The following is a 25,582-nucleotide window of genomic DNA, read 5'->3' as shown; positions in this document are numbered from 1 at the left end:
GGTCGGCACCTGCCAACGCAACCCGGCGCCGAGGGGACGGCACGGGGTGTAGATAAAGGACCCCCGCATGACCGAAAAGAAAGCGTACCCGCTGCGTATCAATGCCGACGTTCTGGCGGCGGCGCAGCGCTGGGCCGACGACGAACTGCGCAGCCTCAATGCGCAGATCGAATACGTGCTGCGTGATGCACTGCGCAAGGCCGGACGCCTTCCCAGACCCACCACCGACAAGGAGAGCAAATCATGAGCAGGCGCTGGAGCTACCTGACCGTTGAAGTAAAGCCGGGCATGATGGGTATTGTGAAACCCAAAGACATACAGGACGAGCTGACCCGGCATGGCAACCTGGGCTGGGAACTGGTCAACCTTGTCTTCGCACCGCCCCTCAATACGGCGTTGCTGATCTTCAAGAAGGAGGATTGAGATGCGCGCACTGACACGCTGGGCATCAACCCTCTTGATGGTGTGCGCAAGCACCATCGTCCACGCCGCGTCACCGGAACAGACGGCGAGCGCATTGCTGGATCACCTCCAGGCAGACAGGACAGCCGCCGCCGAGGCGATGTTCACGCCAGAGATGGCCAAGGCCGTTCCGGCCGCGCAACTCCGGTCCATCTGGCAGTCGCTGGGCGAGCTTCGCGAGCGCGGGACCGCACGTTCCAGCACGCACGAGGACATGACCCTCGTCGTCGTGCCCCTGACGTTCGCCAAGGGCGCGCTCGATGCGCAGATCGTGGTGGACGCGCAGCAGCGCGTGGCGGGCCTGATGTTCAAACCTGCGGCGGCACCAGCCGCGCCCGCGCCGCCGGCCGATGCGCCCTATCGCGAATCCTCGTTCGAGGTCCCCACCGCGACCGGCGCACTGCCGGGAACACTGGCGATGCCGACCGGCCGCGGCCTCTTCCCCGCCGTCGTGCTGGTGCACGGCTCCGGCCCGCAGGATCGCGATGAAACCGTCGGCCCCAATCGCCCGTTCCTGGACGTGGCGCGCGGCCTGGCGGCGCAGGGCATCGCGGTGCTGCGCTACGACAAGCGTACGAAGGTGCGCCCGCAGGACTTCGTCGGCCGGGATTTCACCATGGACGATGAGACCACTGACGATGCCGTTGCCGCGATCAACGCAATGGCCGGCGCACCTGGCATCGACCCAGGTCACCTGTACGTCATGGGTCACAGCCAGGGCGGCATGCTGGCGCCACGTATCGCACAGCGGTCGGACAAGGTGGCCGGTCTGATCCTGTGGTCGGCACCGGCGCGCTCACTGCTGACGCTGTTGCCGGAGCAGAACCACTATCTGCTGGGGCTGCGGGGCCAGATCAGTGCGGAGGAGCAGGCCTTCCTGGACACGCTCGATGCACAGATCGCCGCCGCACGTGGCACTGCCGACGTGCCGGCCAAGGACCTGCCCCTGGGCCTGCCGGCCGCCTACTGGCGCGCCTTTGAAGAGGTTGATCCGGTCGCCGATGCGCGCGCCTTGAAGCAACCGATCCTGCTGTTGCAGGCCGGCCGCGACATCCAGGTGATCGATACGGATTGGCAGTTGTGGAAACGCGGCCTGTCGCGCCAGCGATCTGTCACCTTCCGCGACTACCCCAGCCTCAACCACCTCGGCATCGCCGGGCAAGGCCCAGGCACCCTGGAGGAATACGCCAGCCCCGGCCATGTATTGCCGCAGCTGATCGACGATGTTGCCCGCTGGATCAAGGAGCGATCATGAGCCCGCGCAGTTCCGCTCTACCACGCAGCATCGAGGTCGCCCCGGCGCCGGCCTGGCGGTTGCTCTGGCTGTGGATTCCGCTACTGCTCGTCGCTGGCCTGATGGTCGGCACCGCGCTGGACGCACCGGAGCCTTCGCACACCGAGCTGATGATCACCTTGCCTTTCCTGGCCGTGCTGGCAGCCGTACTGACCTGGGCCTACAGCCGGCGTCGCATCGTGCTGCATGAGGACGCCCTGGAGGTGTTGTCGACCTTCTACCGCAAGCGCGTGCCGGTCAGCGCGATGCGGCTGGACGAGGCGCGTATCGTCGACTTCGCCGAGCATGGCCGGTACAAGCCTTCGATCAAGACCAACGGCTACGGTGTACCTGGCTTTCAGTCCGGGCACTACCGCATGGCCGATCGCAGCAAGGCGTTCTGCCTGATCACCGACAGCAGCCGCGTGCTGTACGTGCCGCTGCGCGATGGCAGCGCCCTGGTGATCAGCCCGGAGCGCCCACGTGCACTGCTCGATGCCCTGCAGGCGCTGGCCGGACCGCCGCGCGCGCACTAAGCTGGTGACATGCGCCGATCCCCTGCCCTGCTGATCAATACCGCCGAGATCGACCTGTGGCCCGGCGGCCTGCTGCGTGCGCGCAGCTCCGCCGACGCACGCGCCCTGGCCCGTGCGCAGTGGGTCCTGCGGCGCAAACGCGATGGGCGATACCTCGCCGTGGCCACTCCGCACGGCGTATTGCCGCTGGTGCCGCGCCTGATGCGCGAGCCGGGCATCGAGGAGGCACTGGATGCGCTGGACCGCCAGCTGCTGGATCGCCGCCGTGGCAGCGCGCCCGATGCGGTGCTGCCCCTGAGTGGACTGCAGCATCGCCTCGAAACCCTCGGGATTGATGCCGATGCTTACGAGGCCGCGACCGGTCTGGCGCTGGAAGCCGAACCGGCTCAGCTGCACCTGGCCGGTTTCGACCGCTACCGGCGGCCACTCTGGCTGCAGCGTGACGCCGCGCGCAGCTGGCAACGCCTGCGCGCGCGGGCCACTGCCGATGGCATCGCCCTGGATGCGATCTCCGGCTACCGCAGCCACGATTACCAACTCGGGATATTCGCGCGCAAACGCAACCGCGGGCTGAGCGTGGAGGAGATCCTCAAGGTCAACGCCGCGCCGGGCTACAGCGAGCACCACAGCGGCTACGCGCTGGATATCGGCACACCCGGCGAACCGCCGGCGGAAGAATCGTTCGAGTCGACTGCCGCGTTCGCGTGGTTGGCCGAGCATGCGGGCCGCTTCGGCTTCCAGCTGAGCTACCCGCGCGACAACCCGCATGGGATTGTCTACGAACCGTGGCACTGGTGCTGGCGACACCCCACGCCCTGACCGGCGCGAGCCGCCTCACCCCTGCGAGCGGTTGGTCGTCGTCTTCGGATCCACTGTGAAATCTGCGATCCGCCACAGGTACAGGCTCGCGTAGGTTCGGAACGGGCCCCATTTCTCGCCGCGGGCGAGCAGTTCCTTCGGGGTCGGCATCCGCTCGGCCTTGTCCACGCGCTGGGCGCCCTTGCGGACACCGAGGTCGTCCACCGGCAGGATGTCCGGGCGACCGAGCCGGAACATCAGCATCATCTCCACCGTCCAGCGGCCGATGCCGCGGATCGGGACCAGCGCGTCGATGATCGCGTCGTGGTCCATCACCGACATCCGACGCAGGTCGGGGATCTCGCCCGCCGCCTCGCGACGCGCCAGGTCTCGCAGCGCCAGCGCCTTGTTGCCCGAGACCCCGCAGACCCGCAGCCCGGCATCATCGATGCGCGCCAGCGTATCGGCGTGCAGCCGGGGGCTGCCGATGGCGGTCTCCACCCGCCCGACGATGGTCGAGGCGGCCTTGCCGCTGAGCTGCTGGAACAGGATCGCCCGTGCCAGCGCATCGACCGGGTCGAAGGTCTTTGCCCAACCCGGCTGCGCCTGGATGGGGCCAAGCCGCTTCATCCACGTGCCCAGCCGCCGGTCGCGCCGGCTGAGCCAGTCATGCGCCTGATCGACATCGAAGCCACGGCGGTAACGGGGCATGTCAGCGCTTCAGCGCATTCAGCCCGTAGGCCAGCCAGCCCACCATCAGGGCCGTGCCGCCGATCGGTGCCAGCTGGGTGCTGAGCTTCCACAGCGCGCCTGCCACCAGGCTGCCGGAGAACAGCAGCGTGCCGATCAGCAGCACATACAGGGCCAGCCGGCCCAGCGTGTTCTGCTGGGTCGGGCCGAGTACGGCCAAGGCCACACCGTGCCCGAACGCGTATAGCGCCGCGGTGGTCACATGCGACTGCGCCAGCGGGTCGGCGATGCCATGGGAGGCGTAGGCCGACAGGCCCACCGCCGTGGCCGCGAGCAGGCCGCCCAGGCCAGCCAGCAGGGAGGGTTTGCGCGTGCGTCTTTCCAGGTTGAGCATGCTTGCATCCTTCAGCCAGTGTTCCGTGGCCGGAGCCAAAAAAAAACGCGCCGCAGGAAGCGGCGCGTTTCAGGTCGTGCGTTACATCACGGCAACCGTCGGATTACTTGACGGCCCAGTAGATGTCGTACGTGCCTTCCGGAGTGAACGACTTGTCCACGCCGTCCTTCCAGGACTCGTACGGACGATCGATCACTTCGTTGCCGCCGGTCACCGACCACGCACGCAGGGCGTTACGGGCGATGTCCAGGCCGGCCATGTGGCCGGTGTAGGCCGCGTGGGCCGAACGATGCGGCGCCACATGCACGTACTTGACCGGTGCACCATCGTCGATCTTCACCGTCAGGGCTTCGGCCGTCGCGGCTTCAGTACCCTTCTTCTTGACCGGCTGGGCCACGTCGAAGGCGTACTTCTCGGCGCCGAAATCGGTGGTGATGATGCGGAACGGACCGGCGGCTTCGAGGTCGTTGGCCTCCATGACGCGCTTGATCCACTCCTGGTTGTCCTTGATGGACTTGGTGATGGTCTCCTGGCCGCGGTCCACGTTGCCGGCGGTGACGACCAGCAGGTCCTCGGCCGGGACGTCCACGATGGCCAGATCGGTCAGCGGGGCTTCGGCGGTGCGGTAGTCCACGTTCGGCACGGTGGCCAGCATGTTGGCCATGCGCGACAGACCGAGCTTCAGGTCGTCACCGGCGTGACGGCTGACGTACAGGCCAGCGTAACGACCGAACAGGTTGAACCCGTACTTGACGCTGTAGTCCTGCGTGATCTTGACGTTGCGGCCACCCTTGCCGGTCGGCTCGAGGGTGAAGTTGGTCACCTTGTCGTGGCCCTTGGTCTGGTCCTCGATGGCGATGGCAACGTGCTTGTTCTGCTCGGACTCGGTGATCACCCAGCTACCCTGGCCCAAGGAACCTTCCTTGGAGGTGTAGTCCAGGCGTGCGCCGACACCGGCAGCCGGGCCGGAGTGCTTCAGTTCAACGGCGGGATCGCGCAGCAAGAGCGGGTTCCAGTCCTTGAAGCGGCGCAGGCTGTTGACCGTGTCGTACACGATCGTCATCTTGCGGTTGGTCTCGATGCTTTCGGAAATATGGCGCTCGCCCGGCAGACATACGCCAATGATGACGAACAGGCCAGCCACGATCCCCAAGGCGATCAGGAACTCGATAATACGGGTCATTCAGGAGTCTCCGGGGCCGATCCCACGGCCGGGTTGATTGAAGCGAAGCGCCAATCCTAGCAGGCTTCGCCGGTGTTGTTGATCAGGGTTGGCACACCGGTTTCCATGTCGGCAGCGGTTTTGCATAGACAAGGAGCGGAAAGATAACGCATCGCGCGTGTCAGCACGTAGCGTATGGGCAATATTTCTTTGCCGGATTCGGCCGCTGGACCCGTAAACCCCCTTGTATCGCTTGCGCTGCAAGGGTTTCGCGGAATTCAGAAATTACCTGCGAACCCGCGACCGCCCGAAGGCCGCCGACGGGTCCACCGGCTCAGACCAGCTGCAGCTCGAAGGCCTTGAGCACCGCCCGGGTGCGGTCGCGCACCCCCAGTTTGGACAGGATGTTGGACACGTGGTTCTTGATGGTGCCTTCGGCCACGCCCAATGAATTGGCGATCTCCTTGTTGGAGAAGCCACTGGCCATCAGCCGCAGGATCTCCGTCTCACGGTCGGTCAACGGGTCCGGCCGGTCCAGGCTCACGAACTCGTTGCGCATGTGCTCCAGGCCCGACAGCAGCCGCTGGGTGACCGCCGGCTGCACCAGCGAACCGCCATCGGCCACCGTGCGGATCGCGCCCACGAGCTGATCCAGGGTCACATCCTTGAGCAAGTAGCCCTTCGCCCCGGCCTTCAGCCCCGCCAGCACCAGCTGATCGTCATCAAAGGTGGTCAGGATGATGGTCGGCGGCAGCTGGTTCAGCCGCGAGAGCATCTGCAGCGCCTCCAGCCCGGACATCACCGGCATGCGCATGTCCATCAGGACCACGTCCGGGCGGACCTGCGGAACCACCTCGACTGCCTGGCGGCCATCAGCGGCCTCGGCGACCACCTCGATACCGTCATCGAGCGCCAGCAGCGAGCGGATTCCCTGCCGCACCAGGGTTTGGTCGTCGACCAGGCAGACGCGAATCATCAACGCACTCCTTCAATGACAGCGGTCAGCATCAATACTGGCACGCCGGGTACCGAGGCGCGCAGGCGGAAGCCCTGACCCCGGCGGGTTTCGATCTGCAGCTCACCACCGCATTGTTGCAGCCGCTCGCGCATCCCGCGCAATCCATTGCCGACCACGATGCCGTCCGCGCCGACCCCATCATCATGCGCCTCCAGCACCACGATGCCCGGCGGCTCGCGCCGGACCTTGATCCACAGGTTGCGTGCGCCGGCGTGGCGCACCGCATTGGTGATGATTTCCTGGGTGCAGCGCAGCAGCACATGCGCGCGCTCGGGGTCTTCCACGCTCAGTGGCTCATCGATGTCCAGGTGGATTTCCAGCGAGGGCACCTGCTCGGTCAGCGGGCGCAGGGCCGCGGCCAGATCGATGGCACCACTGTCGCGCAGCTGGCTGACCGCCTCGCGCACGTCGGTCAGCAGCAGCTTGGCCAGGGTGTGGGCCTGGTGCACGTGTTCCTGGGCCTGGCCGTCGGTCAGGTGGCCCGCCACCTCCAGGTTGAGGCTGAGGGCGGTCAGGTGGTGGCCCAGCAGGTCGTGCAGCTCGCGCGAGATGCGGGTGCGCTCATTGACGCGGGCGCTCTCGGCCAGCAGTACACGGGTGGCGCGCAGCTCGGTATTGAGCCGGCGCTGCTCTTCCCGGGCATCGGTCTGCTGGCGCGCGACCAGGCTGGTCACGAAGATGAACATGGAGAAGCCGCCGTACAGCAGCGACTGCATCAGCGCTTCGAACAGCGGCATGCGCAGGATCAGGTAGTACACCGGCAGCACCGCCAGCTGGCTGAGCAGCAGCCAGATCACGCCACCACGCACGGGCAGCATCCACGGAATGACGCCGGCAGCGACCATCATCAGGATGCTGCCCAGCCCCGAGCCGCTCAGATAGCTCACGCCCAGCGCCGAGGCGGTGAGCAGCACCAGCATGACCCGGTCGTACCAGCGCGAATGGCCGCCGTTGCGCAGCCCGCGGGTCAGCCAGAAGTAGCCGGCACCGAAGGCCAGGTACGCGGCGAACAACCACAGCGCCCAGGCATCGACGCCACCGCCGCGGCGCAGCAGTGCTTCGTACTGTGAATAAACCAGAGGGAGTCCGACCATGACCCAGGTGAACAGGCCGGCCAGTCGCAGTACTCGGGTGTGGCTGAGGTATCCCAACATGGACGCATAGTAGGCTGAACCTGTTCCCCTGCACTCCCACAGAAGTCATGCCTGTCGGCTCGCGGGGGGAGGCCACCCATGCAATAATCGGACCGAACGGCCCCTCGATGGGCCAACCGCGTTACCCCACGGAGTCACAATGTCGATTGTCATCCGCGACGTGCGCGAGCACGAGCTCGATTCCGTCCTGGCCCTGAACAACAATGCCGGCTTGGCCATCCTGCCGTTGGATGCTGCCCGCCTGCGTCTGTTCTATGAAAGCGCTGAGTATTTCCGCGTCGCCGAGCGCGACGGCAACCTGGCCGGTTTCCTGATCGGCTTCGGCAGCGACAGCCAGCACGACAGCAGCAACTTCGCCTGGTTCAAATCGCAACTGGGCAGCAAATTCTTCTATATCGACCGCATCGTGGTCGCCAGCCGCCGTCGCGGCGGTGGCGTCGGCCGTGCGTTCTATGCCGATGCGCAGAGCTACGCCGAGCTGCGCTACCCGCAGCTGACCTGCGAGGTCTTCCTGGACCACGGTGCCGATGCCGCCCTGCTCTTCCACGGCAGCTTCGGCTTCCGCGAAGTCGGGCAGAACACCATGGCCCACGTGGACGTGCGTGCCAGCATGCTGCTCAAGGACCTGTGCAGTTACCAGTGGGTGCACGACACCTACGGCGACCAGTTGCCGGATGTGCCCTGGGTGGGCCATCGCCGCGAGCCGCTGCGCGTCCAGCAGCAGACGGGGACCTGATCGGTGGCAGCGAACATGGATTTTGAACAGGCCGGCGAACTGAAGATCGGCCAGGTCGGCATCGCCAATCTGCGTATCCGCACCCTCGACGTCGACCGCCTCACCCGTGAAATGCAGGAACGTGTGGCGCGTGCGCCGAAGCTGTTCGGGCGTGCGGCCGTGATCCTGGATTTCGGCGGGCTCAGCAAGATGCCGGACGTGGCGACCGCCAAGGCGCTGCTGGACGGCCTGCGCAAGGCCGGCGTGCTGCCGGTGGCGCTGGCCTATGGCACCACCGAAACCGACCTGCTCTCGCAGCAGCTCGGCCTGCCGCTGCTGGCCAAGTTCCGCGCCCAGTACGAGCGCGCCGAGGCCGAGCCGGCCCCTGCGCCCCTGCCGGTCGCCGAACCGCCGCCGCGCCGTGCGCGCGCCGCCGCTGCCGTGCCTGCGGCGCCGGCGCCCAGCGCTGAGGCCACCGGCGGCGCGCCCAAGCCGGGCCGCATGCAGACCGCCAACGTCCGTTCGGGCCAGCAGCTGTACGCGGAAAACTGCGACCTGACCGTCATGGCCACCGTCGGCGCGGGCGCCGAAGTGATCGCCGACGGCAGCATCCACATCTACGGTACGCTGCGGGGCCGTGCCCTGGCAGGTGCCCAAGGCAACACCACGGCGCGTATTTTCTGCCGTGAATTCCACGCTGAACTGGTCGCCATCGCCGGCCATTACAAGGTACTGGACGATGTTCCGGACTCCCTGCGCGGCAAGGCCGTGCAGGTGTGGCTGGAACAGGACCAGATCAAGATCGCTGCGCTGGACTGACGCAGCCCCCAAACAGAAGAATCAGGAGAAATCCTTTGGCTGAAATCATCGTAGTCACCTCCGGCAAGGGCGGCGTCGGCAAGACCACCAGCAGCGCCAGCCTGGCCTGCGGGTTGGCACGTCGTGGCAAAAAGGTGGCGGTGATCGACTTCGACGTCGGCCTGCGCAACCTGGACCTGATCATGGGCTGCGAGCGCCGCGTGGTGTACGACTTCGTCAATGTCGTGCACGGCGAAGCGACCCTCAAGCAGGCCCTGATCAAGGACAAGCGCTTCGACAACCTGTACGTGCTGGCTGCCTCGCAGACCCGCGACAAGGACGCGCTGACCCAGGAAGGCGTACGCAAGGTGCTCGACGATCTCATCGCCGACGGCTTCGAGTACGTCATCTGCGACTCGCCGGCCGGTATCGAGAAGGGCGCGTTCCTGGCGATGTACTACGCCGACCGTGCGGTCGTGGTGGTGAACCCGGAAGTGTCCTCGGTGCGCGACTCGGACCGCATCATCGGTCTGCTCGATTCGAAGACCCACAAGGCCGAATCCGGCAAGAACGTGCCCGCCTTCCTGCTGCTCACGCGCTACAGCCCGGTACGGGTGGAAAGTGGCGAGATGCTCAGCATCACCGACGTGGAAGAAGTGCTGGGCCTGAAGGCCATTGGCGTGGTGCCCGAATCGGGCGACGTGCTCAATGCGTCCAACAAGGGCGAGCCGGTCATTCTGGACCCCGAATCGGCGGCGGGCCAGGCATACGAAGATGCGGTGGGCCGCATCCTTGGCGAAGAGCGTCCGATGCGCTTCACCACCGTGGAGAAGAAAGGCTTCTTCAGCAAGCTGTTCGGAGGGTAAGCATGGGACTGTTCGATTTCCTGAACCGAAAGAAGACCACTGCCGAAACGGCCAAGAACCGCCTGCAGATCATCATCGCGCAGGAACGCAGCCACCGCGGCGGCCCGGACTACCTGCCCCTGCTGCAGCGCGAGCTGCTGGAAGTGATCAAGAAGTACGTCAACATCGACGCTGATGCGGTCAAGGTCGATCTGGTCAAGGACGGCGAGCACGATGTGCTCGATATCTCCGTCGCCTTGCCGGAAGGCCCGCAGCAGCCCTGATCGACATCGCCCCTTCCGTTTTGGAAGGGGCGGTTGAGCGGTAACCCATGAACGACGCTGCCCCCACTGCCGAACCGCAGGTCACCCGCGTCGGCGATATCCGTTTCGACGATGCCCATGCCCTGCTTGCCGCCCACGATCTGCACCTGCATCGTGTGGCCGATGGCGCGCCGATTCCGGGCAGCTATTGGGGCGAACCCGAAGCCGGCATCATTGGCAGCGACGTGTATGTCCGCGACGACACCCCCGTGCACTCGATGCTGCACGAAGCCTGCCACCTGATCGTACTGCCGCCGGAGCGGCGTGCGCTGGTGCATACCGATGCCACCGATTCGGTGCCCGAAGAAGACGCCACCTGTTACCTGCAGATCGTGCTGGCCGGCAGACTGCCTGGTGTGGGCAGCGACCGCCTGATGCTGGACATGGATGCTTGGGGGTATACGTATCGGTTGGGGTCGACGAGGGCGTGGTTCGAGCAGGATGCGGAAGATGCAAAGGCGTGGCTGGTCGAACGCGGCCTTCTTCCTGCGTAAATCCGCACGTGCGTTCAGTCCCGGGCGCGTGGCAATGCATCCACGCATGGCGTGGATCTACCCGCTTTGCCCTGCCATCGCGCGCAGGGTGATGCCCACGATGTACGCCAGATACGTGCCCGTCGCGTAGCCCATCGTGCCCAGCAGCACGCCCACCGGCGCCAGCGAGGGATGGAACGCTGCCGCGACCACGGGCGCGGAGGCTGGTCCGCCGATGTTGGACTGCGAACCGATCGCGAAGTAGAAGAACGGCACCTTCAGCGCGCGTGCCAGCGCCCACAGCAGCACGATGTGCACCGCGATCCAGATCAGGCCGAGCAGGAACAGCCACGGGCGATCCAGCAACGCCAGCAGGTCCATCTGCATGCCGATGCAGGCGATCAGGAAGTACAGCAGCAGCGAGCCGAGCTTGGAAGCACCGGCGCCTTCCAGATTGCGCGCACGGGTGAAGCTCAACGCCAGGCCGCAGGTGGTGGAGATCACCACCACCCACACGAACGGCGCGTCCAGACTGAACTGCGAGGCCCAGGCGACATGCCCCTTGAACCACGCCGAGACCGGCCCGGCAATCGCGTGCGACAGGCCCACCACGCCGAAGGCAACGGCGACGATCAGCATCAGGTCGGTCAGGCTGGCCACGCGCTCGTGCTTGGCTTGGAAAGCTTCGATGCGAAGTTTGAGGGCATCAATGCCGGAGGTATCAGCACCACTGCGTGCGTCGATCTTCGCCGCGCGCCCGGCCATGAAGATCAGCACGGCCATCCACACATATCCAACACCGACATCGACCACCGCGAACTGCCCGAAGGTGGTCGCGTTGACATCGAACACTTCGCGCATGGCCAGCATGTTGGCGCCGCCACCGATCCAGCTTCCCGCGAGTGCGGCCATACCCGCCCAGGTATCGCCGGCGACGGTGGCCGGATGCAGCCATTTCATCAACTGGAACGCGACCACCGCGCCGATCATGATGCTGAGCGAGGCGCCCAGGTACATCACGATCAGTTTCGGGCCCAGCCGCAGGATGCCTTTGATGTCCACGGCCAGGGTGAGCAGCACCAGGGCAGCGGGCAGCAGGATGTCACGGGCGACCGGGTTGTAGAGCTGTGTGTTCTGGCCGTCGATCAGACCGACCGTGTTGTACACGCCCGGAATCATGTAGCACAGCAGCAAGGCAGGCACGTAGGTGTAGAAACGCTTCCACAGCCCCTGCTCGCGCGAGGCGGTCCAGAACACGGCACCGAGGGTGGCGGCGATCAGGCCGAAGACGACGATGTCGTTCTGGATCAGGGCAGGTGCTTTCACGGAGATGGGGTGCCTGGGTCGTGCCGGCCGCGGGCCGGCAACCTCATGAATACTGAAAGCGCGGTGCAGATGCCGGCCAGCGGCCGGCACTAGCGATGAAAAAGCGCCGCCCCTGGGGGCGGCGCTTCAAACCGGCTTAGTCACCGATGTGCTGCTTCAACCAGCCGTTGACGGTGTCGTGCCACTGCACGCTGTTCTGCGGCTTGAGCACCCAGTGGTTCTCATCCGGGAAGTACAGGAACTTGGACTCGATGCCCTGGCGCTGCGCAGCGGTGAACGCGGCCAGGCCCTGCTCCACCGGAATGCGGTAGTCGAGCTGGCCGTGCACGATCAGGATCGGCTTCTTCCAGTCGGCCACGTGGTTGACCGGGTTGAACTTCTCGTAGCTGGCGGCCTTCTCGTACGGCGTGCCACCCTGCTCCCACTCGGTGAACCACAGCTCTTCGGTGGCGTAGCCCATCATGCGCTGGTCGAACACGCCGTCATGATTGACCAGGCACTTCCACGGCTCGTTCCAGTTGCCGGCGATCCAGTTGACCATGAAGCCGCCATAGCTGGCGCCCAGGGCGCACGCCTTGTCACCGTTGAGGAACGGGTACTGCTTCTGTGCCGCGGCCCAGCCCTTCTGCAGGTCTTCCAGCGGGCGGTCGCCCCAGTGCTGGCTGATCGCATCGGTGAAGGCCTGGCCGTAGCCGGTGGAGCCGTGGAAGTCGATCATGACCACCGCGTAGCCCTGGCCGGCGTAGGTCTGCGGATTCCAGCGGTAGCTCCAGCCGTTGCCGAAGCTGCCCTGCGGGCCACCGTGGATCAGGAACGCGACCGGGTAACTCTTGCCTTCCTGGTAGTTGTACGGCTTGACCACGTAACCGTGCACGGTCTCGTTGTTCCAGCCCTTGAACTGAAACTGCTCGTAATCGCCGAAGGCGACGTCGGGCAGCATCTCACCGGCGCTCGGGGTGATCTCGCGCGGGTTGGCACCATCGAAGGCGGCCACGATGATCTGATCGCCGCTCTTCAGGCTGTTCCTGGTGTACGCCAAGGTGGTCCCGGCGATCACCGGCGAGCCGATGCTGCCGCCGTCGGCCACGACCTCGGCCTCACCGGTGGCGATGTCGACGCCAAACAGACGGTGCTCGCCCATGTCGTCGGCACTGGTATAGATCAGCGTGCCGTCACCGGACAGCACGATCTCGCCGGCCGAACGATCCCACTTCGGTGCGATCTCGCGGGTCTTGCCGGTGGCCACGTCCATCGCCATCAGGCCGAAGCGGTCCGCTTCGAAGCCCGGGCGCTTCATGGCGCGGTAGTACAGGGTCTTGCCGTCGGCGCTGAACACCGGGCCGGCATCCCAAGCCGGGTTGGCCGCGGTCAGGTTGACCGGCGCCTGCTTGCCCTCGGCGTCCAGGCGGTACAGATCAAAGTTGGTCGACCACGGCTCCTGCTTGCCGGCCACGCGGATCGCGGCGACCACGCTCTTGCCATCCGGCGACCAGGTGAAGTCGTCATTGCCGCCGAACGGCTTGGACGGTGCATCGCCGGCCAGCGTCGCGCTGATCGCCGAAGCACCCTTCACCGCGGCGGCCTTGCCTGCCGGCAGCGGCGCCACGAACAGCGTGTTGCGGCGGCCATCGGCCCAGGTGTCCCAATGGCGCACGAACAGAGTGTCGAAGACTTCACCGGTGTTCTTGCGTGCCTTGTGCGCGTCCAGCTTCTTGCTGGTGCAGGCCAGGTCCGAACCGCAGTCCTGGAACACGCCGCTGCTGAAGGCCACGCGGTCGCCCTGCGGGGAGACGTGGAAGCTGTCCACATCGACCGGGAAGTCGGTCAGCTGGCGCGGCGTGCCGCCGGTGGTCGGCTGCGCGTAGAGCTGCTGGCTGCCGTTCTTGGCGCTCAGGAAGTACACCGTCTGGCCATCGGCCGACAGCGCAGCGGAATTGACGTTCCAACCCGCCGGGGTCAGCGGCTTGGGCGGGGCCAGGTCACGCGTGCGCAGGTTGCGGATGTACAGGCCGGTGCTGGCCTTGCTGTCGGTGCCGACCACGCGCTTGGCGAAGATCACGTTGCCGCCATCGGCGGTCAGCAGCGGGCTGGAAACCCGATCCAGCGCGATCATGTCGCGCACATCCAGGCCACGCGTGGCCGCCAGCGAGGGCATCGCGGTCAGCAGGCACAACGGCAGCAGGGCGTAACGAAGTTTCATCGGGGTCTCCGCGGAACGGCAAAACGCCGATGGTAGGGCCGCAGGGGCCGCCCATGCAAAGGCCATCGGTCATGCAGGGGGATGGGCGAGCCGCAGAAACGACAAACCCCGCCGGAGCGGGGTTTGTCATGAGGTAGATCCGGGCGTTTTAGACCGACCCCACCGCGCGCTTGCCGGTGCGGTAGATCAACCAGCCGACCAGGAACAGCACGGCCAGACCGATCCACTGCGCGCCCGGCAGGTGGAACGGCAGCGCCAGCACGTCCGCGCGGCTGGTGATCACGATCGGCACCGCGATCGCGATACCCATCAAGGCTTCACCGGTGATCAGGCCCGCAGCGAACAGCACGCCCGGCTTGTGCACGCGATCGCGGCCTTCTTCATCGTCGCCGCGGATCTTGTGGAAGCGCTCCACCAGGTAGGCGATCAGGCCGCCCAGGAAGATCGGCACCATCAGTTCCAGCGGCAGGTAGATGCCGATCGCCGCAGCCAGCACCGGCACGCGGAAGCGTGCGTTGCGCGCCTTCAACCAGTTGTCGAAGGCGATGATCGCCGCGCCGACCACGGCACCGATGCCGATGAAGGTCCACGGCAGCTCGCCGCCGAACAGGCCCTTGGCCACCGAGGCCATCAGGTTCGCCTGCGGCGCGGCCAGCGCGTTGGGATGCAGCTCGGACTTGACGCCGATGCCGTAGGCGGTGGCCAGCAGGTTCAGCACCGGGGCCATGATCAGCGCACACGAGAACGCACCGATGCCCAGCATCAGCTGCTGCTTCCACGGGGTGGCGCCGACGATGTAGCCGGCCTTGAGGTCCTGCAGGTTGTCACCGCCGACCGCGGCCGCGCAGCACACCACCGCACCGATCATGATCGCGGCCACCGCACCCAGCGGGGCACCGCCGACGCCAACCGGCTTGAGGCCGTCGGCGCCCAGCAGCACCACCAGCACCGCCGAGGCGAACAGGATGGTGGAGATGGTGATGCCCGAGACCGGGTTGTTGGAGGAGCCGATCAGGCCCGCCAGGTAAGCCGAGACCGAAACGAACAGGAAGCCGGCCACGATCATGATGAGCGTCATCGGGATCGAGACGTGCCACTGGCCCACGATGGCCTGGTACAGCGCCAGCAGCGGCAGGGTGAACACCACCAAGGCCACCAGCATCCACTTCATCGGCAGGTCTCGCTCGGTGTGCGCCAGCGCCGGGCCGCCGCTCTTGCGGGCCGCGGCGAAACCGCTCTTGACGCCATTGAGCAGCGACTTGCGCAGCGAGATCAGGGTCCAGACGCCACCGATCAGCATCGCGCCCACGCCCAGGTAACGCATCTTCGCACCCCAGATGGCGAAGGCCGCCTCGGTGGAGCTGGCCGTGGCGATCGAGGCGGCCAGCGCCGGATCGGTGTTCATGAAGAACGACTGGTACAGCGGAATGGCGATATGCCAGGTCAGGATCGAGCCGGACACCACCACGATGCCGACATTCAGGCCGACGATGTAGCCCACACCCAGCAGCGCCGGGGACAGGTTGGTGCCGATGAAGGCGGTGATCTTCGAGCTGCCCACGTAGGCCGAGGTGGCCCAGGCATCCGGAATCAGGCGCAGGCCGCTTTCGGCCGCCAGCTTCACGAAGGCGCCGATCACCGCCGACACGGCCAGGATCTTCAGGCCCGGGCCCGGGTTCTCACCGGCCTTGAGCACTTCGGCGGCCGCCTTGCCTTCCGGGAACGGCAGCGGATCTTCCACGATCATCGAACGGCGCAGCGGCACCGAGAACAGCACGCCCAGCAGACCACCCAGACCGGCGATGCCCAGCACCCACCAGTACTTGAAGTCCGGCCAGTAGCCCATGATCACCAGCGCGGGAATCGTGAAGATCACGCCGGCGGCGATCGACGAACCGGCCGAAGCACCGGTCTGCACGATGTTGTTTTCCAGGATCGTGCCACCGCCGAGCAGGCGCAGCACCCCCATGGAAATGACCGCGGCGGGAATGGCGGTGGCGATGGTCAGGCCTGCGAACAGACCGAGGTAGGCGTTGGCGGCCGACAGAATCACTGCCAGCACGATGGCAAGCACCACCGCGCGGAAAGTGAGCTGGCGTGGCGCAGCGTCGTTGTTCATGGAAGCCCCTGCTGGCAAAAAATCCCTGCCACGCTAGCGTTCATGTACGGGCAAGTCCAGTAGCGCCGCCCGCTGGCCGGCACCCCTGCACCACCCGATCGAGGCCCCTGTTGACCTTCGCGTGCCGCCGCAGCCGCAACCCGCCGGACTCGGCAACGTCCAAGGCCGGGCCCATCCACTTTAGTTATGTTATATCCTATCGCGCCGAGCAACCGGCGCTGCTGTGACGTATTCCCCCACCTCCCGCCTGACCTCCATCGACCAGTTGCGCGGCACCGTCATCGTGCTGATGCTGCTCGACCACGTGCGCGAAACCTTCTATATGCACCAGCAGGTCGGCGACCCGATGGTGGTCGACCAGGTCGAACCGGCGCTGTTCGTCAGCCGGCTGCTGGCGCATCTGTGTGCCCCGGTGTTCGTGCTGCTGACCGGCCTGTCAGCCTGGTTGTACGCCAATGGCAAACCGGATGGGCGCCGGGCCGCATCGGCCTTCCTGCTCAAGCGCGGCCTGTTCCTGGTGGTGCTGGAGCTGCTGGTGGTCAATTTCGCGTGGACGCTGCAGTTCCCGCCCAACGTGATGTACCTGCAGGTGATCTGGGCCATCGGCATCAGCATGATCGCGCTGGCCGGGCTGTTGTGGCTGCCACGCGGGGCGCTGGCGGTGCTGGCACTGGCCGTGATCGCCGGGCACAACCTGCTCGATGGCGTCCGCGTGCAGGGCGACGGGGTGCTGGCCGTGCTGTGGAAGGTGCTGCACCAGCGCGACTGGATCACCGTGACCGACGGGCTGCGCCTGCGCACCTCCTACCCGGTGCTGCCGTGGATCGGCGTCATTGCACTGGGCTGGGTGATCGGCCCGTGGTTCGCGCGCGGCGGCGATGCCCTCCTGCGCCAGCGTCGCCTGTGGATGGCCGGCGCCGGTGCGCTGCTGGCGTTCGTCATCCTGCGGGCGGTGAACCTCTACGGCGACAGCCCGTGGCAGTCCTTCGCCACACTGGGCAGCACGCTGATGAGCGTCTTCAACGTCACCAAGTACCCGCCCTCGCTCCTGTTCCTGCTGCTGACCCTGGGCATCGGCCTGCTGTTGCTGCGCCTGTACGAGCAGCCGCGCGTGGCACGGGCGCTGGCGCCGCTGGCCGACATCGGCGCAGCACCGATGTTCTTCTACCTGCTGCACCTGTACGTGCTGAAGCTGCTGTACGTGCTGGCCGAAGCACGCTGGGGGCACACCCACGGCGCGTATGTCGCCGTGGACCATGTGGCGAGCCTGTGGGTGATTACCGCGGTGCTGGCACTGGCGCTGTATTGGCCGACACGGGCATTCGCGCGGTTCAAGGCGCGGCGGAGGGATCTGGCCTGGCTTCGCTATCTGTAGACAGCGGAGCGGCCAGACCCGGCACGGATACACCGTCACCCCGGGCCTATACTCGCCCCCTTGTCCGCCCTGCCCGATCCCTCGATGACCGCAGCCGCCCTGCCCGCCTCCGCCACGTCCACCTCCACCGCGACCGACGACTTCCTCGGCCATCCCAAGGGCGTCTACATCTGCTTCTTCACCGAGATGTGGGAGCGGTTCTCGTTCTACGGCATGAAGGCGCTGTTGCTGCTGTATCTCACCAAGTACCACCTGTTCGGCGACAAGGCCGGCCTGGATCTGCTCGGCGCGTACGGTGGCCTGGTTTACTGCATCCCGGTGTTCGGCGGCCTGCTTGCCGACCGCTGGCTGGGCATGCGCAAGGCGGTGGTCTTCGGTGGCGTGCTGCTGGTGCTCGGCCACCTGGGCATGGCATTCGAAGGGCACGCGGCGGTCCGCATTGACGGCGCCGTGGTACGCGATGACGCGGCCCTGGGCATCACCTACCTCTCGCTGGCCCTGATCATCATGGGCGTGGGCTTCCTCAAGCCGAACATCTCCACCATCGTCGGCAAGCTCTACCCGGAGAACGATCCCCGCCGCGATTCGGGCTTCTCGCTGTTCTACGCCGGCATCAATCTGGGCGCGCTGTTCGCCTCGCTGGTGTGCGGCTTCCTCGGCGAAGCCTATGGCTGGAAATACGGCTTCGGTGCGGCCGGCGTCGGCATGGTGATCGGGCTGGGCATGTTCCTGTGGGGCCAGAAGTATCTGCAGGGCCACGCCGAACCGTCCGACCTGCCGGCGCTGCACCAGCGCGTGCTCGGCATCCGCCGCGAATGGCTGATCTATGCGGTGGCCGTGCTCGGCGTAATCCCCGTCGCTGCCTTGATGTGGGCCGCGGCCAACGGCGCGTTCGCGCTCGGCGGTGAAATCAGCCTGGCACTGATGCTGATGATCGTCGTGCTCGGCGGCGTGCTGGTCTGGTTCGCCTGGTTCACCGGTACCCGCTGCACGCCGGTGCAGCGCCAGCAGATGATCGCGCTGATGGCGCTGATCTTCATGGCCCTCGTGTTCTTCACCCTGTACGAGCAGACCTACGGGTCGTGGGTGACCTTTACCGATCGCCTGCTGACCAAGGATCTGGTGCCGTCGCTGGTGATCCAGGGCGGCACGCCGCTGCCGTGGTCGATCGCCTCGCTGCTGCTGGCGCCGCTGGGCTTCGTGGTGGCCGCGCGCCTGTCGGAGCGGAACCCGGGTTCGTCCGCGCCGCGCAACCTGTTCATCGCCATTGTGGCGGCGATGCTGGTGATGCTGATCCGCGACTGCCTGGTGATTCCGCAGACGGCCGGCTCGCTGACCTACCTGGGCGGCCTGTTCCTGGTCGTGCTCGCGCCGCTGTTCGCGATGCTGTGGGCGTGGCTGGACCGTCGTCGGATGGACCCGTCCAAGCCGGTTAAATCGTCGATCGGGCTGATTTTTGCCGCACTCTCGTTCGTGCCGTTGGCCCTGGCTGCCCAGCACGTCGGCGCGACCGGGCAGATGGCCAGCGTGTGGTGGCTGGTGCTGGCCTACCTGATCCTGGAGGTCGGCGAGATGTGCCTGTCGCCGGTCGGCTTGTCGGCGGTCACCCAGCTGGCCGCACCGCGCGTGGTCAGCCTGATGATGGGCACCTGGTTCCTGGCCACTGCGTTCTCGGAAACGCTGGCAGCGCTGTTCGGCAAGCTCGCCGCGATCGAGGTGCCGGAAGGCCAGACCATGGATATCGCCAGCGCCGCCGCCAGCTACGAACACCTGTTCTGGCTGCTGATGTGGATCGGCCTGGGCTGCGCGGCGGTGGCGCTGATCTGCTCGCCGCTGCTGAAGAAGATGATGCACGGGGTGAAGTAGCCGAACCGCGGCAATCAGGGCTCCGGCAGTGTCACCTCATTCTGCGCATTGGCCGCGCGCAGCTGATAAAGGAAACGGCGCACAAGCACGCGTCCAGACTCGTCCAGATTGCGCCCGTCAAGATGCTCGAAACGCATATCCGGATGGAGCGCATCTGCGTTCAGGGCCAGGCCGCCGAGTTCTTTCACCAACGGCGCGGGCACGATGCCCTCCAGCAGCAGCTTGGGCAAAGCACCTGGCTCGGCGTGCCATGCGTCGCCATTCGGTCCGGACACCTGCTGAAAGTCCACTGCAGTTGCGGCCACATGGGCAGGTGACGTGGCAATCGTTTCCGCCGCGCGCTGAAGGAACTGGCGATAGCGTGTCGCCAAGGCGGTCGCATCACTACCGTGGGCATCGAGAGGTGCAAGCGTCCACTCCAGCGCGGGCAACGTGCATGTCAAGGCTGCCTGCGCCAGGCGAACGGTGTGCGCTTCATGCCGGTCCTCCCCCTGCTGCACCTCCTGCACCCGACATTCGGCCGTGGCCGCGCGGCGGGCAACTGCGCGCGCGAACCCGGTGACGTCCTCGCGCACGGCACCCCACAGCACTTCCGGAAAGCTCAGCAGGAGGTGCGCGGCGATCGCATCCTGCAGGTCTGCCGACGCTTCTCCGGCAACCTGCATGCGCTGCATCAGTTCCCGCACCGCCATGCGCACCGATTCGGCCTGCGGCACCGGCATCGGCATCCACACAGTCGGCGGCACCTCCATTTCCGCCAGCAGTTGTTCGCCCACGACGGCACCACTGCTCGTCCAGTTACGTCCGTGTGCATCGCTGGACAAGGAGAGACTGCCGCTGATAGACCAAGGCCGGGTCTCGTCGCGGCGCTCGCCGGCCAACATCGACCGCTCCAGTGCATCTACCGATGGTACGGCCTGTCCCTGCACGACAGCCGTCATCAGCTGTGCAAGCGCACGACTCTTGTGCATATGTGGTGCGATGCAAACGTACTGGACGCGATAGCCCACCCTATCGGTGGATGCGGCGGCGACAGGTGCGCCATCAACAGGCTCGCGCCGGACGTCCTGTGCCAGGCAACGAGCGCCATCGCCGGCGAATCCCCATGCTGGCGATGCCGCCAGTAGACGACCTGCCGCTGTGCCCTCAAGCCGGTTGCCGTACGCAAATGCGACAACACTTTCGGTCATCAGCTTGCCCATTGTCAGTAACTGGACGGTGTGATGAAGTACCGCGGCGTCGGGCTCGCTCAATGGCCCCACGGGCTCGCTGCCCCGCATCAACCCGTGCAACCGGATCGCCCTCTCGTCCACCTCGCCGGAGAGCACTGCGATCATGAGCGCCTGCTCCACCGTCAACTGCAGACCGTCATCGATGTCGGTCGCACGGGAGGGATTGCAAAACAGAACAAGCAGCAAAGGCGCTGACCAGCACGAAAAAAGCCGCAGGTGGGACGTTGAGGAGAGGTAGCGCCGCATGCTGGGAAGACCCGAAGGGAGAGCTGCCCAGCATCCCGCAGGGTCGCACCCGGGCACCATGCAACAACTTGCAATCTGCCGCGTTCAGCCCTCCCCACACACAACAACGGCACCTCACGGTGCCGTTGTCTTCTTAAGCCCAACGATGCGGTCAGGGCTGCGCGGCGTTGGCCGCCTGCCCTCCGATGTGGCGCGACAGGAACGCCAGCAGCTTGGTGTAGTACTCGCGGCGATGCGGATCGGTGTAGAAACCGTGTCCTTCGGTGGGGTAGTACAGCGCCTCCACCGGCACGCCCGCCTTCTTCAGTGCCGCCTCCATCCGCTTGGTGTGCTGGATCGGCGCGCGCTGGTCTTCGCCGCCCGCCGCCAGGAACACCGGCACCTTGATCCGGTCGGCGAGGTTCACCGGCGATACCGCGGCAAGCTGCGAGCGGTCACCGATCCATTCCTTCAGATAGGTTTCGCCCGAGCCACGGCGCTGGATGTCGCCGGTGGTGAACATCATCGGCAGGTCGTAGACGCCCACATAGCCCGCTGCACATTTATACAGCGTTGGCTCCTTGGCCACGCCCATCAGCGCCGCGTAGCCACCGTAGCTCGCACCGTACATGCAGATCTTCGATCCATCGGCGATGCCTTCGGCCACCGCCCAGCGCGTGGCATCGGTCAGATCGTCCTGCATCGTGCCACCCCACTCCCGGCCACCGGCATGGGCGTGCGCCCGACCGTAGTTGGATGAGCCGCGGAAGTTGACCTGCAGCACGGCGTAACCGGCCGCCGCCAGCAGCTGGCTTTCCATGTCGTAGGCACCATCGTCATGGACGAAGAACGGCCCACCATGCGGCATCACCACCATCGGCAGCCGCTTGCCCTCACTGCCCCTGGCCCGTGTGACGAACCCATGCAACGGCAGACCGTCACGGGCTTTCAGCGCGATCGGCTGGACCACCGCTGATTGGGCCGGGTCCACCCACTGGCTGCGGCTGACCACCAGATCGGCCTTCTTGGTCTGCGTATCGAAGACATAGAAATCGCCGGGATTGCTGCCGGACCAGACCCGTACCATCGCCAGCTTGCCATCGCGCGAGGACGAGGTCACGAACACGGCCTCTCCCGGGAAGGCCTGCTCGAGGCTGCGCTGCAGGCGCGCATCGGCCGAGGCTTCATCGAAGAATCGGGTACGCGGCTTATCCCCTTGGTACAGCGCACCGATCGGCACCGAAGTACCGCGTTTGTAGATCACCCTGGCCGGATCGACCACCTCATCGCGCAGCAGCTCACGGCGCTCGTCGGTCACCGGGTTCCAGGACACGATCGCATCCGGGCCACGCGGCTTCTCGACCAGCAGGTACGCCACGCTGCCATCTTCGGAGAAGCCCAGGGGCTGTTCGATGCGCTGGCTGACATTCTGGTCGTTGATCATCTTCCAGGGCGCGCCCGCACCCTCGCGGTAGTACAGCTTGTTGACGTTGTCCGAACCCGCACCTCTGGCGAAGCGCACCTCGCCCTTGCCATCGGCGACGAAGTCGGCGCGCTGCACCGGCGCGCGCGCCACGGTGCTGCGCTGGCCGCTGATCACGTCCAGCCGTTCGGCCGTGGTGAACGGATCGTCCGAAAACGGCATCACCTTGACCAGCACGCGGCGGTCATGATCCGGCAGCGCATCGATCACGAACGCGGCAACCGCCTCGACCTTTTTCGGCTGGATGCGGGTACCCAGGCCACGACCCTGCACACGGTAGCCGATCAGCAGGTCGCCCCCGCGACCATCGGCATTGATGCCGAACAACTCACCGGTCAGCTGTGGCTGATCCAGCGAACCGAACTTCTCTGCCAGGCCGATCAGCACGCGCTGGTCGTTGACCCAGTCGAAGTCACTGGCATGGTTGTTCTTCGGGGGTACGAACGACCCCATCAGCTGGCTGTCGGCGCGGCGCATGATGGCCAGGCCGGTGCGGTCCTCCATCGGAATGGTCGCCGCATAGAACTCGCCCGTGGGCGAAATCTTGATATCCGTAAAAGCATCCCGGCGCAGATAGTGCTCCAGATCCACCGCACTGGCCTGCCCGGCCAACAGCACTACACACAGCCCCCAGAGGCGTACCCGTTTCATCCTTCCCCCATGCTCCATTGGACGTCATGTCCGGAACGGCGATTCTAGGCAAAAAAATGGCACCGCGAACGGTGCCATTTCCAGGACCTGCATCGAGGAGAGAGTTCAATGCATGCCGCGGAACGCGAGGCTGAGCGCCAGGATCGACAGGATCACCGCGATGGTGCCGTCGAGGATGCGCCAGGTTTTGGGCTTGGTGAACAGCGGGGCCAGCAGGCGCGCGCCCAGGCCCTGGGCGGTCAGCCACAGGCAGCTGGCGGTGAACACGCCGGCCGCGAACGCCATGCGCGCGTTGCCGAAGTTCTCGGCGATGCCGCCGATGACCATCATGTCCAGCCAGAAATGCGGGTTGATCAGCGAGAACCCGACCGCCGAGATCAGCACCGCGCGGCGCGAGGTACTGTCGCCGTCGTCCACGTGCATGCCACCGCCACCGGCCAGCGCGCGCCGCGCCGACTGCCAGGCGTACCAGGCCAGGAAGGCGACACCGCCCCACAGGACCACGGTGGTGAGCCACGGCAGGGCCTGGGTCAGCGTGCGCAGGCCCGCCACGCTGGCGAAGATGAAGATGCCATCGATGGCGGCGCAGGTGGCCACCACGGGAATGATGTGCTTGCGCAGGATGCCCTGGCGCAGGATGAACGCGCTCTGCGCGCCGACCACCGCGAACAGGCCGATGCCGGTTGCGGCACCACTGAGCCACGCGCTCAGACCGGCACCGCCGGAAAGGATGGAAAACATGGGATACCACCTGTGTCTTGCTGGGGGGCGGTGCCTCGCCAAGGCGTACAGCACCGGATGGCGCGTATTGTCGCGCCGCAACATTAAAAAGTAGAGCTAAACTTACTTAACCATCTTTAGCAGAACTTAAGATCATGCGCATCGACCATGCCCAGCTCCGCGCCCTGGCGGCGGTGATCCGCGAAGGCAGCTTCGACCGTGCCGCGCAGTCGCTCAATGTCACCGCCTCGGCGGTCTCCCAGCGGGTCAAGGCGCTGGAGGACCGGGTCGGCCGCCTGCTGGTCAAACGCTCGTCCCCGGCGGTGGCCACCACCGAAGGCCAGGTGCTGGTGCAGCTGGCCGAGCAGACCGCCCTGCTCGAGCACGATGCCCTGCACCGGATGGGCATCGCCGATGAGGACCTGCCCCACGCCAGCATTCCGGTGGCGGTCAACCACGACAGCCTGGAAACCTGGTTCCCCGAGGCCGCCCTGCAGTTCGCGCGGCAGACCGGCACCACGCTGGACCTGCGCTCGGAAGACCAGGACCACACCGTGGCCCTGCTCCGGCAAGGGGCCGTGCTCGGCGCGGTGACCACGCTGGATGAGCCCGTGCAGGGTTGCCAGATCCATGCGCTGGGCAGCATCCGCTACGCCGCCACCTGCACCCCGGCCTTCCATGAGCAGCACTTCGCCAAGGGCGTCAACGCGCAGTCGCTGGCCCAGGCGCCGGTGCTGGTGTTCAACCGCAAGGACGACATGCAGGCCCGGTTCGCCCGCCGCCTGGCCGGCAACGACCTGCCGCTGACCGCGCCGACCTGGTGGATTCCCTCCACCCGCGCGTTCGTCCAGGCCAACCTCGGCGGGTTGGGCTGGACCATGAACCCGCTGCCCCTGGTCAAGCGCCATCTCGACGCCGGCCGCCTGGTGCACATGAAGCAGCGCGCCTGGGAAGACGTGCCGCTGTACTGGCAGCACTGGAAGGGCGATGTGCAGACCATGGCACTGCTGACCCGGGCAGTGCTGGCGGCCTCGGCGACGCTGGTGCGCAAGAAGCGATAACCCCCGACCTGTAGAGCCGCCCTACACGACCTGACGACCGGCCCCGATGCAGCATCAGCGCATTCCCGCCGCGGGCACGTCGATGGACACCGATCCGGTCTACCTGCACATCCGCGTGGTGCTCAGCATCATCCTCGGCCTGAGCATCACCACCCTGCTGCGGGGTCTGGCGGGGATCATCGAGCACCCCCAGCGCCGCGGCTGGTCGTGGATCCACCTGTGCTGGGTGATCTGGGCGCTGATCTCGGTGGTGACCTTCTGGTGGTGGGAGTTCCGGCTGGGCGAGGTCCGGCAGTGGACCTTCGAGCTGTATCTGTTCGTGATCGCCTACTGCGCCGCGTGGTACCTGCTGTGCGTGCTGCTGTTTCCGGACGATGTGCGCGAGTACGGCAGCTATGAGAATTACCTGCTGCAGCGGCGCGGTGGCTTTTTCGGGATGCTGGCGCTGGTCACGCTGCTGGATCTGGTCGATACCGCCATCAAGGGTCACAGCCGCTGGCAGATGCTCGGCGACGCCTACTGGGTCCACACGGGGGTGATGCTGGTCATTGCCGGGCTGGGCATGGCCCTGCGCCAGCGCCGCGCCCATCTGTCTCTGGCCGTGCTGGCACTGGTCTATCAAGCCGGCTATTTCCTCCTCGAATACTTCACTTTGGCCAGCGACTGACCCGGCCCGGCACACC

General features: G+C 66.2%; 25 protein-coding genes. 14 read left to right on the top strand and 11 right to left on the bottom strand.

Annotated elements, in window-relative coordinates; translation table 11 throughout:
- The first annotated feature begins 67 nt into the window (after positions 1-67).
- The 5 genes from ACWV8V_RS01625 to ACWV8V_RS01605 are packed head-to-tail and all read left to right on the top strand — an operon-like array spanning position 68 to position 3,090.
- Entirely contained in the window at positions 68-247 is a 180-nt protein-coding gene (locus ACWV8V_RS01625; RefSeq protein WP_046272204.1) for a hypothetical protein, read from the top strand.
- Entirely contained in the window at positions 244-423 is a 180-nt protein-coding gene (locus ACWV8V_RS01620; protein ID WP_123728652.1) for a DUF4177 domain-containing protein, read from the top strand. The genes ACWV8V_RS01625 and ACWV8V_RS01620 overlap by 4 nt, the downstream gene beginning before the upstream one ends.
- Before the next feature lies 1 nt (position 424).
- On the top strand, positions 425-1,717 hold the full coding sequence (locus ACWV8V_RS01615; RefSeq protein WP_455898772.1) for an alpha/beta fold hydrolase: 1,293 nt from the start codon (positions 425-427) through the stop codon (positions 1,715-1,717).
- On the top strand, positions 1,714-2,271 hold the full coding sequence (locus ACWV8V_RS01610; protein WP_455898771.1) for a PH domain-containing protein: 558 nt from the start codon (positions 1,714-1,716) through the stop codon (positions 2,269-2,271). Before ACWV8V_RS01615 ends, ACWV8V_RS01610 begins: the two co-directional genes overlap by 4 nt.
- Positions 2,272-2,280: 9 nt before the next feature.
- Entirely contained in the window at positions 2,281-3,090 is an 810-nt protein-coding gene (locus ACWV8V_RS01605) for a M15 family metallopeptidase (RefSeq protein WP_455898770.1), read from the top strand.
- A 15-nt stretch (positions 3,091-3,105) separates the two neighbouring features.
- Here the strand turns inward: ACWV8V_RS01605 and ACWV8V_RS01600 are convergent, their stop codons facing one another.
- The 5 genes from ACWV8V_RS01600 to ACWV8V_RS01580 form a co-directional block, all read right to left on the bottom strand.
- Positions 3,106-3,780 (bottom strand): DNA-3-methyladenine glycosylase family protein, encoded by a 675-nt coding sequence (locus ACWV8V_RS01600; RefSeq protein ID WP_259261349.1) that lies wholly within the window; start codon positions 3,778-3,780, stop codon positions 3,106-3,108.
- A 1-nt stretch (position 3,781) separates the two neighbouring features.
- The gene (locus ACWV8V_RS01595; protein ID WP_259261348.1) at positions 3,782-4,153 is read right to left on the bottom strand and encodes a DUF423 domain-containing protein; all 372 of its coding nucleotides are present in this window, start codon (positions 4,151-4,153) and stop codon (positions 3,782-3,784) included.
- Positions 4,154-4,256: 103 nt separating this feature from the next.
- Positions 4,257-5,336: a polyketide cyclase gene (locus ACWV8V_RS01590; RefSeq protein ID WP_259261347.1), complete on the bottom strand. Its 1,080-nt coding sequence runs from the start codon at positions 5,334-5,336 to the stop codon at positions 4,257-4,259.
- A 313-nt stretch (positions 5,337-5,649) separates the two neighbouring features.
- On the bottom strand, positions 5,650-6,291 hold the full coding sequence (locus tag ACWV8V_RS01585; protein ID WP_019184539.1) for a response regulator: 642 nt from the start codon (positions 6,289-6,291) through the stop codon (positions 5,650-5,652).
- Positions 6,291-7,487 (bottom strand): sensor histidine kinase, encoded by a 1,197-nt coding sequence (locus ACWV8V_RS01580; RefSeq protein ID WP_455898769.1) that lies wholly within the window; start codon positions 7,485-7,487, stop codon positions 6,291-6,293. Before ACWV8V_RS01580 ends, ACWV8V_RS01585 begins: the two co-directional genes overlap by 1 nt.
- 139 nt (positions 7,488-7,626) lie before the next feature.
- Between ACWV8V_RS01580 and ACWV8V_RS01575 the strand changes: the two genes are divergently transcribed.
- From ACWV8V_RS01575 to ACWV8V_RS01555, 5 genes are read left to right on the top strand one after another with little or no spacing between them, the layout of a single operon-like run.
- Positions 7,627-8,223, top strand: a complete 597-nt coding sequence (locus ACWV8V_RS01575) for a GNAT family N-acetyltransferase (protein WP_259261345.1) — start codon at positions 7,627-7,629, stop codon at positions 8,221-8,223.
- Positions 8,224-8,238: 15 nt separating this feature from the next.
- The gene (gene minC, locus ACWV8V_RS01570) at positions 8,239-9,021 is read left to right on the top strand and encodes a septum site-determining protein MinC (RefSeq protein ID WP_259261344.1); all 783 of its coding nucleotides are present in this window, start codon (positions 8,239-8,241) and stop codon (positions 9,019-9,021) included.
- Between the two features lie 35 nt (positions 9,022-9,056).
- Complete coding sequence (minD, locus tag ACWV8V_RS01565) at positions 9,057-9,866, top strand: septum site-determining protein MinD (RefSeq protein WP_088432112.1); 810 nt, start codon at positions 9,057-9,059, stop codon at positions 9,864-9,866.
- Positions 9,867-9,868: 2 nt separating this feature from the next.
- Positions 9,869-10,129: a cell division topological specificity factor MinE gene (gene minE, locus ACWV8V_RS01560; protein WP_017355894.1), complete on the top strand. Its 261-nt coding sequence runs from the start codon at positions 9,869-9,871 to the stop codon at positions 10,127-10,129.
- A gap of 47 nt (positions 10,130-10,176) precedes the next feature.
- Entirely contained in the window at positions 10,177-10,662 is a 486-nt protein-coding gene (locus ACWV8V_RS01555) for a hypothetical protein (RefSeq protein WP_455898768.1), read from the top strand.
- Between the two features lie 57 nt (positions 10,663-10,719).
- Here ACWV8V_RS01555 and ACWV8V_RS01550 read toward each other — a convergent pair whose 3' ends face one another.
- The 3 genes from ACWV8V_RS01550 to ACWV8V_RS01540 form a co-directional block, all read right to left on the bottom strand.
- On the bottom strand, positions 10,720-11,967 hold the full coding sequence (locus ACWV8V_RS01550) for a DUF819 family protein (RefSeq protein WP_455898767.1): 1,248 nt from the start codon (positions 11,965-11,967) through the stop codon (positions 10,720-10,722).
- Between the two features lie 136 nt (positions 11,968-12,103).
- On the bottom strand, positions 12,104-14,167 hold the full coding sequence (locus tag ACWV8V_RS01545; RefSeq protein ID WP_455898766.1) for a prolyl oligopeptidase family serine peptidase: 2,064 nt from the start codon (positions 14,165-14,167) through the stop codon (positions 12,104-12,106).
- Between the two features lie 148 nt (positions 14,168-14,315).
- Entirely contained in the window at positions 14,316-16,286 is a 1,971-nt protein-coding gene (locus tag ACWV8V_RS01540; RefSeq protein WP_455898765.1) for an OPT family oligopeptide transporter, read from the bottom strand.
- A gap of 223 nt (positions 16,287-16,509) precedes the next feature.
- Here ACWV8V_RS01540 and ACWV8V_RS01535 point away from each other — a divergent pair, with 223 nt between their 5' ends.
- Together ACWV8V_RS01535 and ACWV8V_RS01530 are read left to right on the top strand one after the other, a co-directional pair.
- On the top strand, positions 16,510-17,661 hold the full coding sequence (locus tag ACWV8V_RS01535; protein WP_259261339.1) for a DUF1624 domain-containing protein: 1,152 nt from the start codon (positions 16,510-16,512) through the stop codon (positions 17,659-17,661).
- 84 nt (positions 17,662-17,745) lie between these two features.
- Positions 17,746-19,527, top strand: a complete 1,782-nt coding sequence (locus tag ACWV8V_RS01530; protein WP_455898764.1) for a peptide MFS transporter — start codon at positions 17,746-17,748, stop codon at positions 19,525-19,527.
- A 14-nt stretch (positions 19,528-19,541) separates the two neighbouring features.
- Here ACWV8V_RS01530 and ACWV8V_RS01525 read toward each other — a convergent pair whose 3' ends face one another.
- The 3 genes from ACWV8V_RS01525 to ACWV8V_RS01515 form a co-directional block, all read right to left on the bottom strand.
- On the bottom strand, positions 19,542-20,945 hold the full coding sequence (locus ACWV8V_RS01525) for a hypothetical protein (RefSeq protein WP_259261337.1): 1,404 nt from the start codon (positions 20,943-20,945) through the stop codon (positions 19,542-19,544).
- A gap of 211 nt (positions 20,946-21,156) precedes the next feature.
- The gene (locus ACWV8V_RS01520) at positions 21,157-23,118 is read right to left on the bottom strand and encodes an alpha/beta hydrolase family protein (RefSeq protein ID WP_455898763.1); all 1,962 of its coding nucleotides are present in this window, start codon (positions 23,116-23,118) and stop codon (positions 21,157-21,159) included.
- Positions 23,119-23,223: 105 nt separating this feature from the next.
- Positions 23,224-23,859, bottom strand: coding sequence for a LysE/ArgO family amino acid transporter (locus tag ACWV8V_RS01515; RefSeq protein WP_121043335.1), 636 nt, complete (start codon positions 23,857-23,859; stop codon positions 23,224-23,226).
- Between the two features lie 134 nt (positions 23,860-23,993).
- Between ACWV8V_RS01515 and ACWV8V_RS01510 the strand changes: the two genes are divergently transcribed.
- Together ACWV8V_RS01510 and ACWV8V_RS01505 are read left to right on the top strand one after the other, a co-directional pair.
- Positions 23,994-24,899 (top strand): LysR family transcriptional regulator ArgP, encoded by a 906-nt coding sequence (locus ACWV8V_RS01510; RefSeq protein ID WP_259261335.1) that lies wholly within the window; start codon positions 23,994-23,996, stop codon positions 24,897-24,899.
- Positions 24,900-24,945: 46 nt separating this feature from the next.
- Entirely contained in the window at positions 24,946-25,566 is a 621-nt protein-coding gene (locus ACWV8V_RS01505; protein WP_455898762.1) for a hypothetical protein, read from the top strand.
- Positions 25,567-25,582 lie beyond the last annotated feature (16 nt).

The sequence above is a fragment of the Stenotrophomonas sp. Ker107b genome, from assembly GCF_053847245.1.
This window is presented reverse-complemented; position numbering and strand designations above follow the sequence as displayed.

Coding starts and splice junctions, on each gene's coding strand:
- ACWV8V_RS01610 (WP_455898771.1), top strand. CDS start 1,714: ATGAGCCCGCGCAGTTCCGCTCTACCACGCAGCATCGAGGTCGCCCCG.
- ACWV8V_RS01620 (WP_123728652.1), top strand. CDS start 244: ATGAGCAGGCGCTGGAGCTACCTGACCGTTGAAGTAAAGCCGGGCATG.
- ACWV8V_RS01575 (WP_259261345.1), top strand. CDS start 7,627: ATGTCGATTGTCATCCGCGACGTGCGCGAGCACGAGCTCGATTCCGTC.
- ACWV8V_RS01580 (WP_455898769.1), bottom strand. CDS start 7,487: ATGTTGGGATACCTCAGCCACACCCGAGTACTGCGACTGGCCGGCCTG.
- ACWV8V_RS01520 (WP_455898763.1), bottom strand. CDS start 23,118: ATGAAACGGGTACGCCTCTGGGGGCTGTGTGTAGTGCTGTTGGCCGGG.
- ACWV8V_RS01585 (WP_019184539.1), bottom strand. CDS start 6,291: ATGATTCGCGTCTGCCTGGTCGACGACCAAACCCTGGTGCGGCAGGGA.
- ACWV8V_RS01545 (WP_455898766.1), bottom strand. CDS start 14,167: ATGAAACTTCGTTACGCCCTGCTGCCGTTGTGCCTGCTGACCGCGATG.
- ACWV8V_RS01540 (WP_455898765.1), bottom strand. CDS start 16,286: ATGAACAACGACGCTGCGCCACGCCAGCTCACTTTCCGCGCGGTGGTG.
- ACWV8V_RS01515 (WP_121043335.1), bottom strand. CDS start 23,859: ATGTTTTCCATCCTTTCCGGCGGTGCCGGTCTGAGCGCGTGGCTCAGT.
- ACWV8V_RS01600 (WP_259261349.1), bottom strand. CDS start 3,780: ATGCCCCGTTACCGCCGTGGCTTCGATGTCGATCAGGCGCATGACTGG.
- ACWV8V_RS01590 (WP_259261347.1), bottom strand. CDS start 5,336: ATGACCCGTATTATCGAGTTCCTGATCGCCTTGGGGATCGTGGCTGGC.
- ACWV8V_RS01605 (WP_455898770.1), top strand. CDS start 2,281: ATGCGCCGATCCCCTGCCCTGCTGATCAATACCGCCGAGATCGACCTG.
- ACWV8V_RS01555 (WP_455898768.1), top strand. CDS start 10,177: ATGAACGACGCTGCCCCCACTGCCGAACCGCAGGTCACCCGCGTCGGC.
- ACWV8V_RS01595 (WP_259261348.1), bottom strand. CDS start 4,153: ATGCTCAACCTGGAAAGACGCACGCGCAAACCCTCCCTGCTGGCTGGC.
- ACWV8V_RS01505 (WP_455898762.1), top strand. CDS start 24,946: ATGCAGCATCAGCGCATTCCCGCCGCGGGCACGTCGATGGACACCGAT.
- ACWV8V_RS01530 (WP_455898764.1), top strand. CDS start 17,746: ATGACCGCAGCCGCCCTGCCCGCCTCCGCCACGTCCACCTCCACCGCG.
- minE (WP_017355894.1), top strand. CDS start 9,869: ATGGGACTGTTCGATTTCCTGAACCGAAAGAAGACCACTGCCGAAACG.
- ACWV8V_RS01510 (WP_259261335.1), top strand. CDS start 23,994: ATGCGCATCGACCATGCCCAGCTCCGCGCCCTGGCGGCGGTGATCCGC.
- ACWV8V_RS01615 (WP_455898772.1), top strand. CDS start 425: ATGCGCGCACTGACACGCTGGGCATCAACCCTCTTGATGGTGTGCGCA.
- ACWV8V_RS01625 (WP_046272204.1), top strand. CDS start 68: ATGACCGAAAAGAAAGCGTACCCGCTGCGTATCAATGCCGACGTTCTG.
- minC (WP_259261344.1), top strand. CDS start 8,239: ATGGATTTTGAACAGGCCGGCGAACTGAAGATCGGCCAGGTCGGCATC.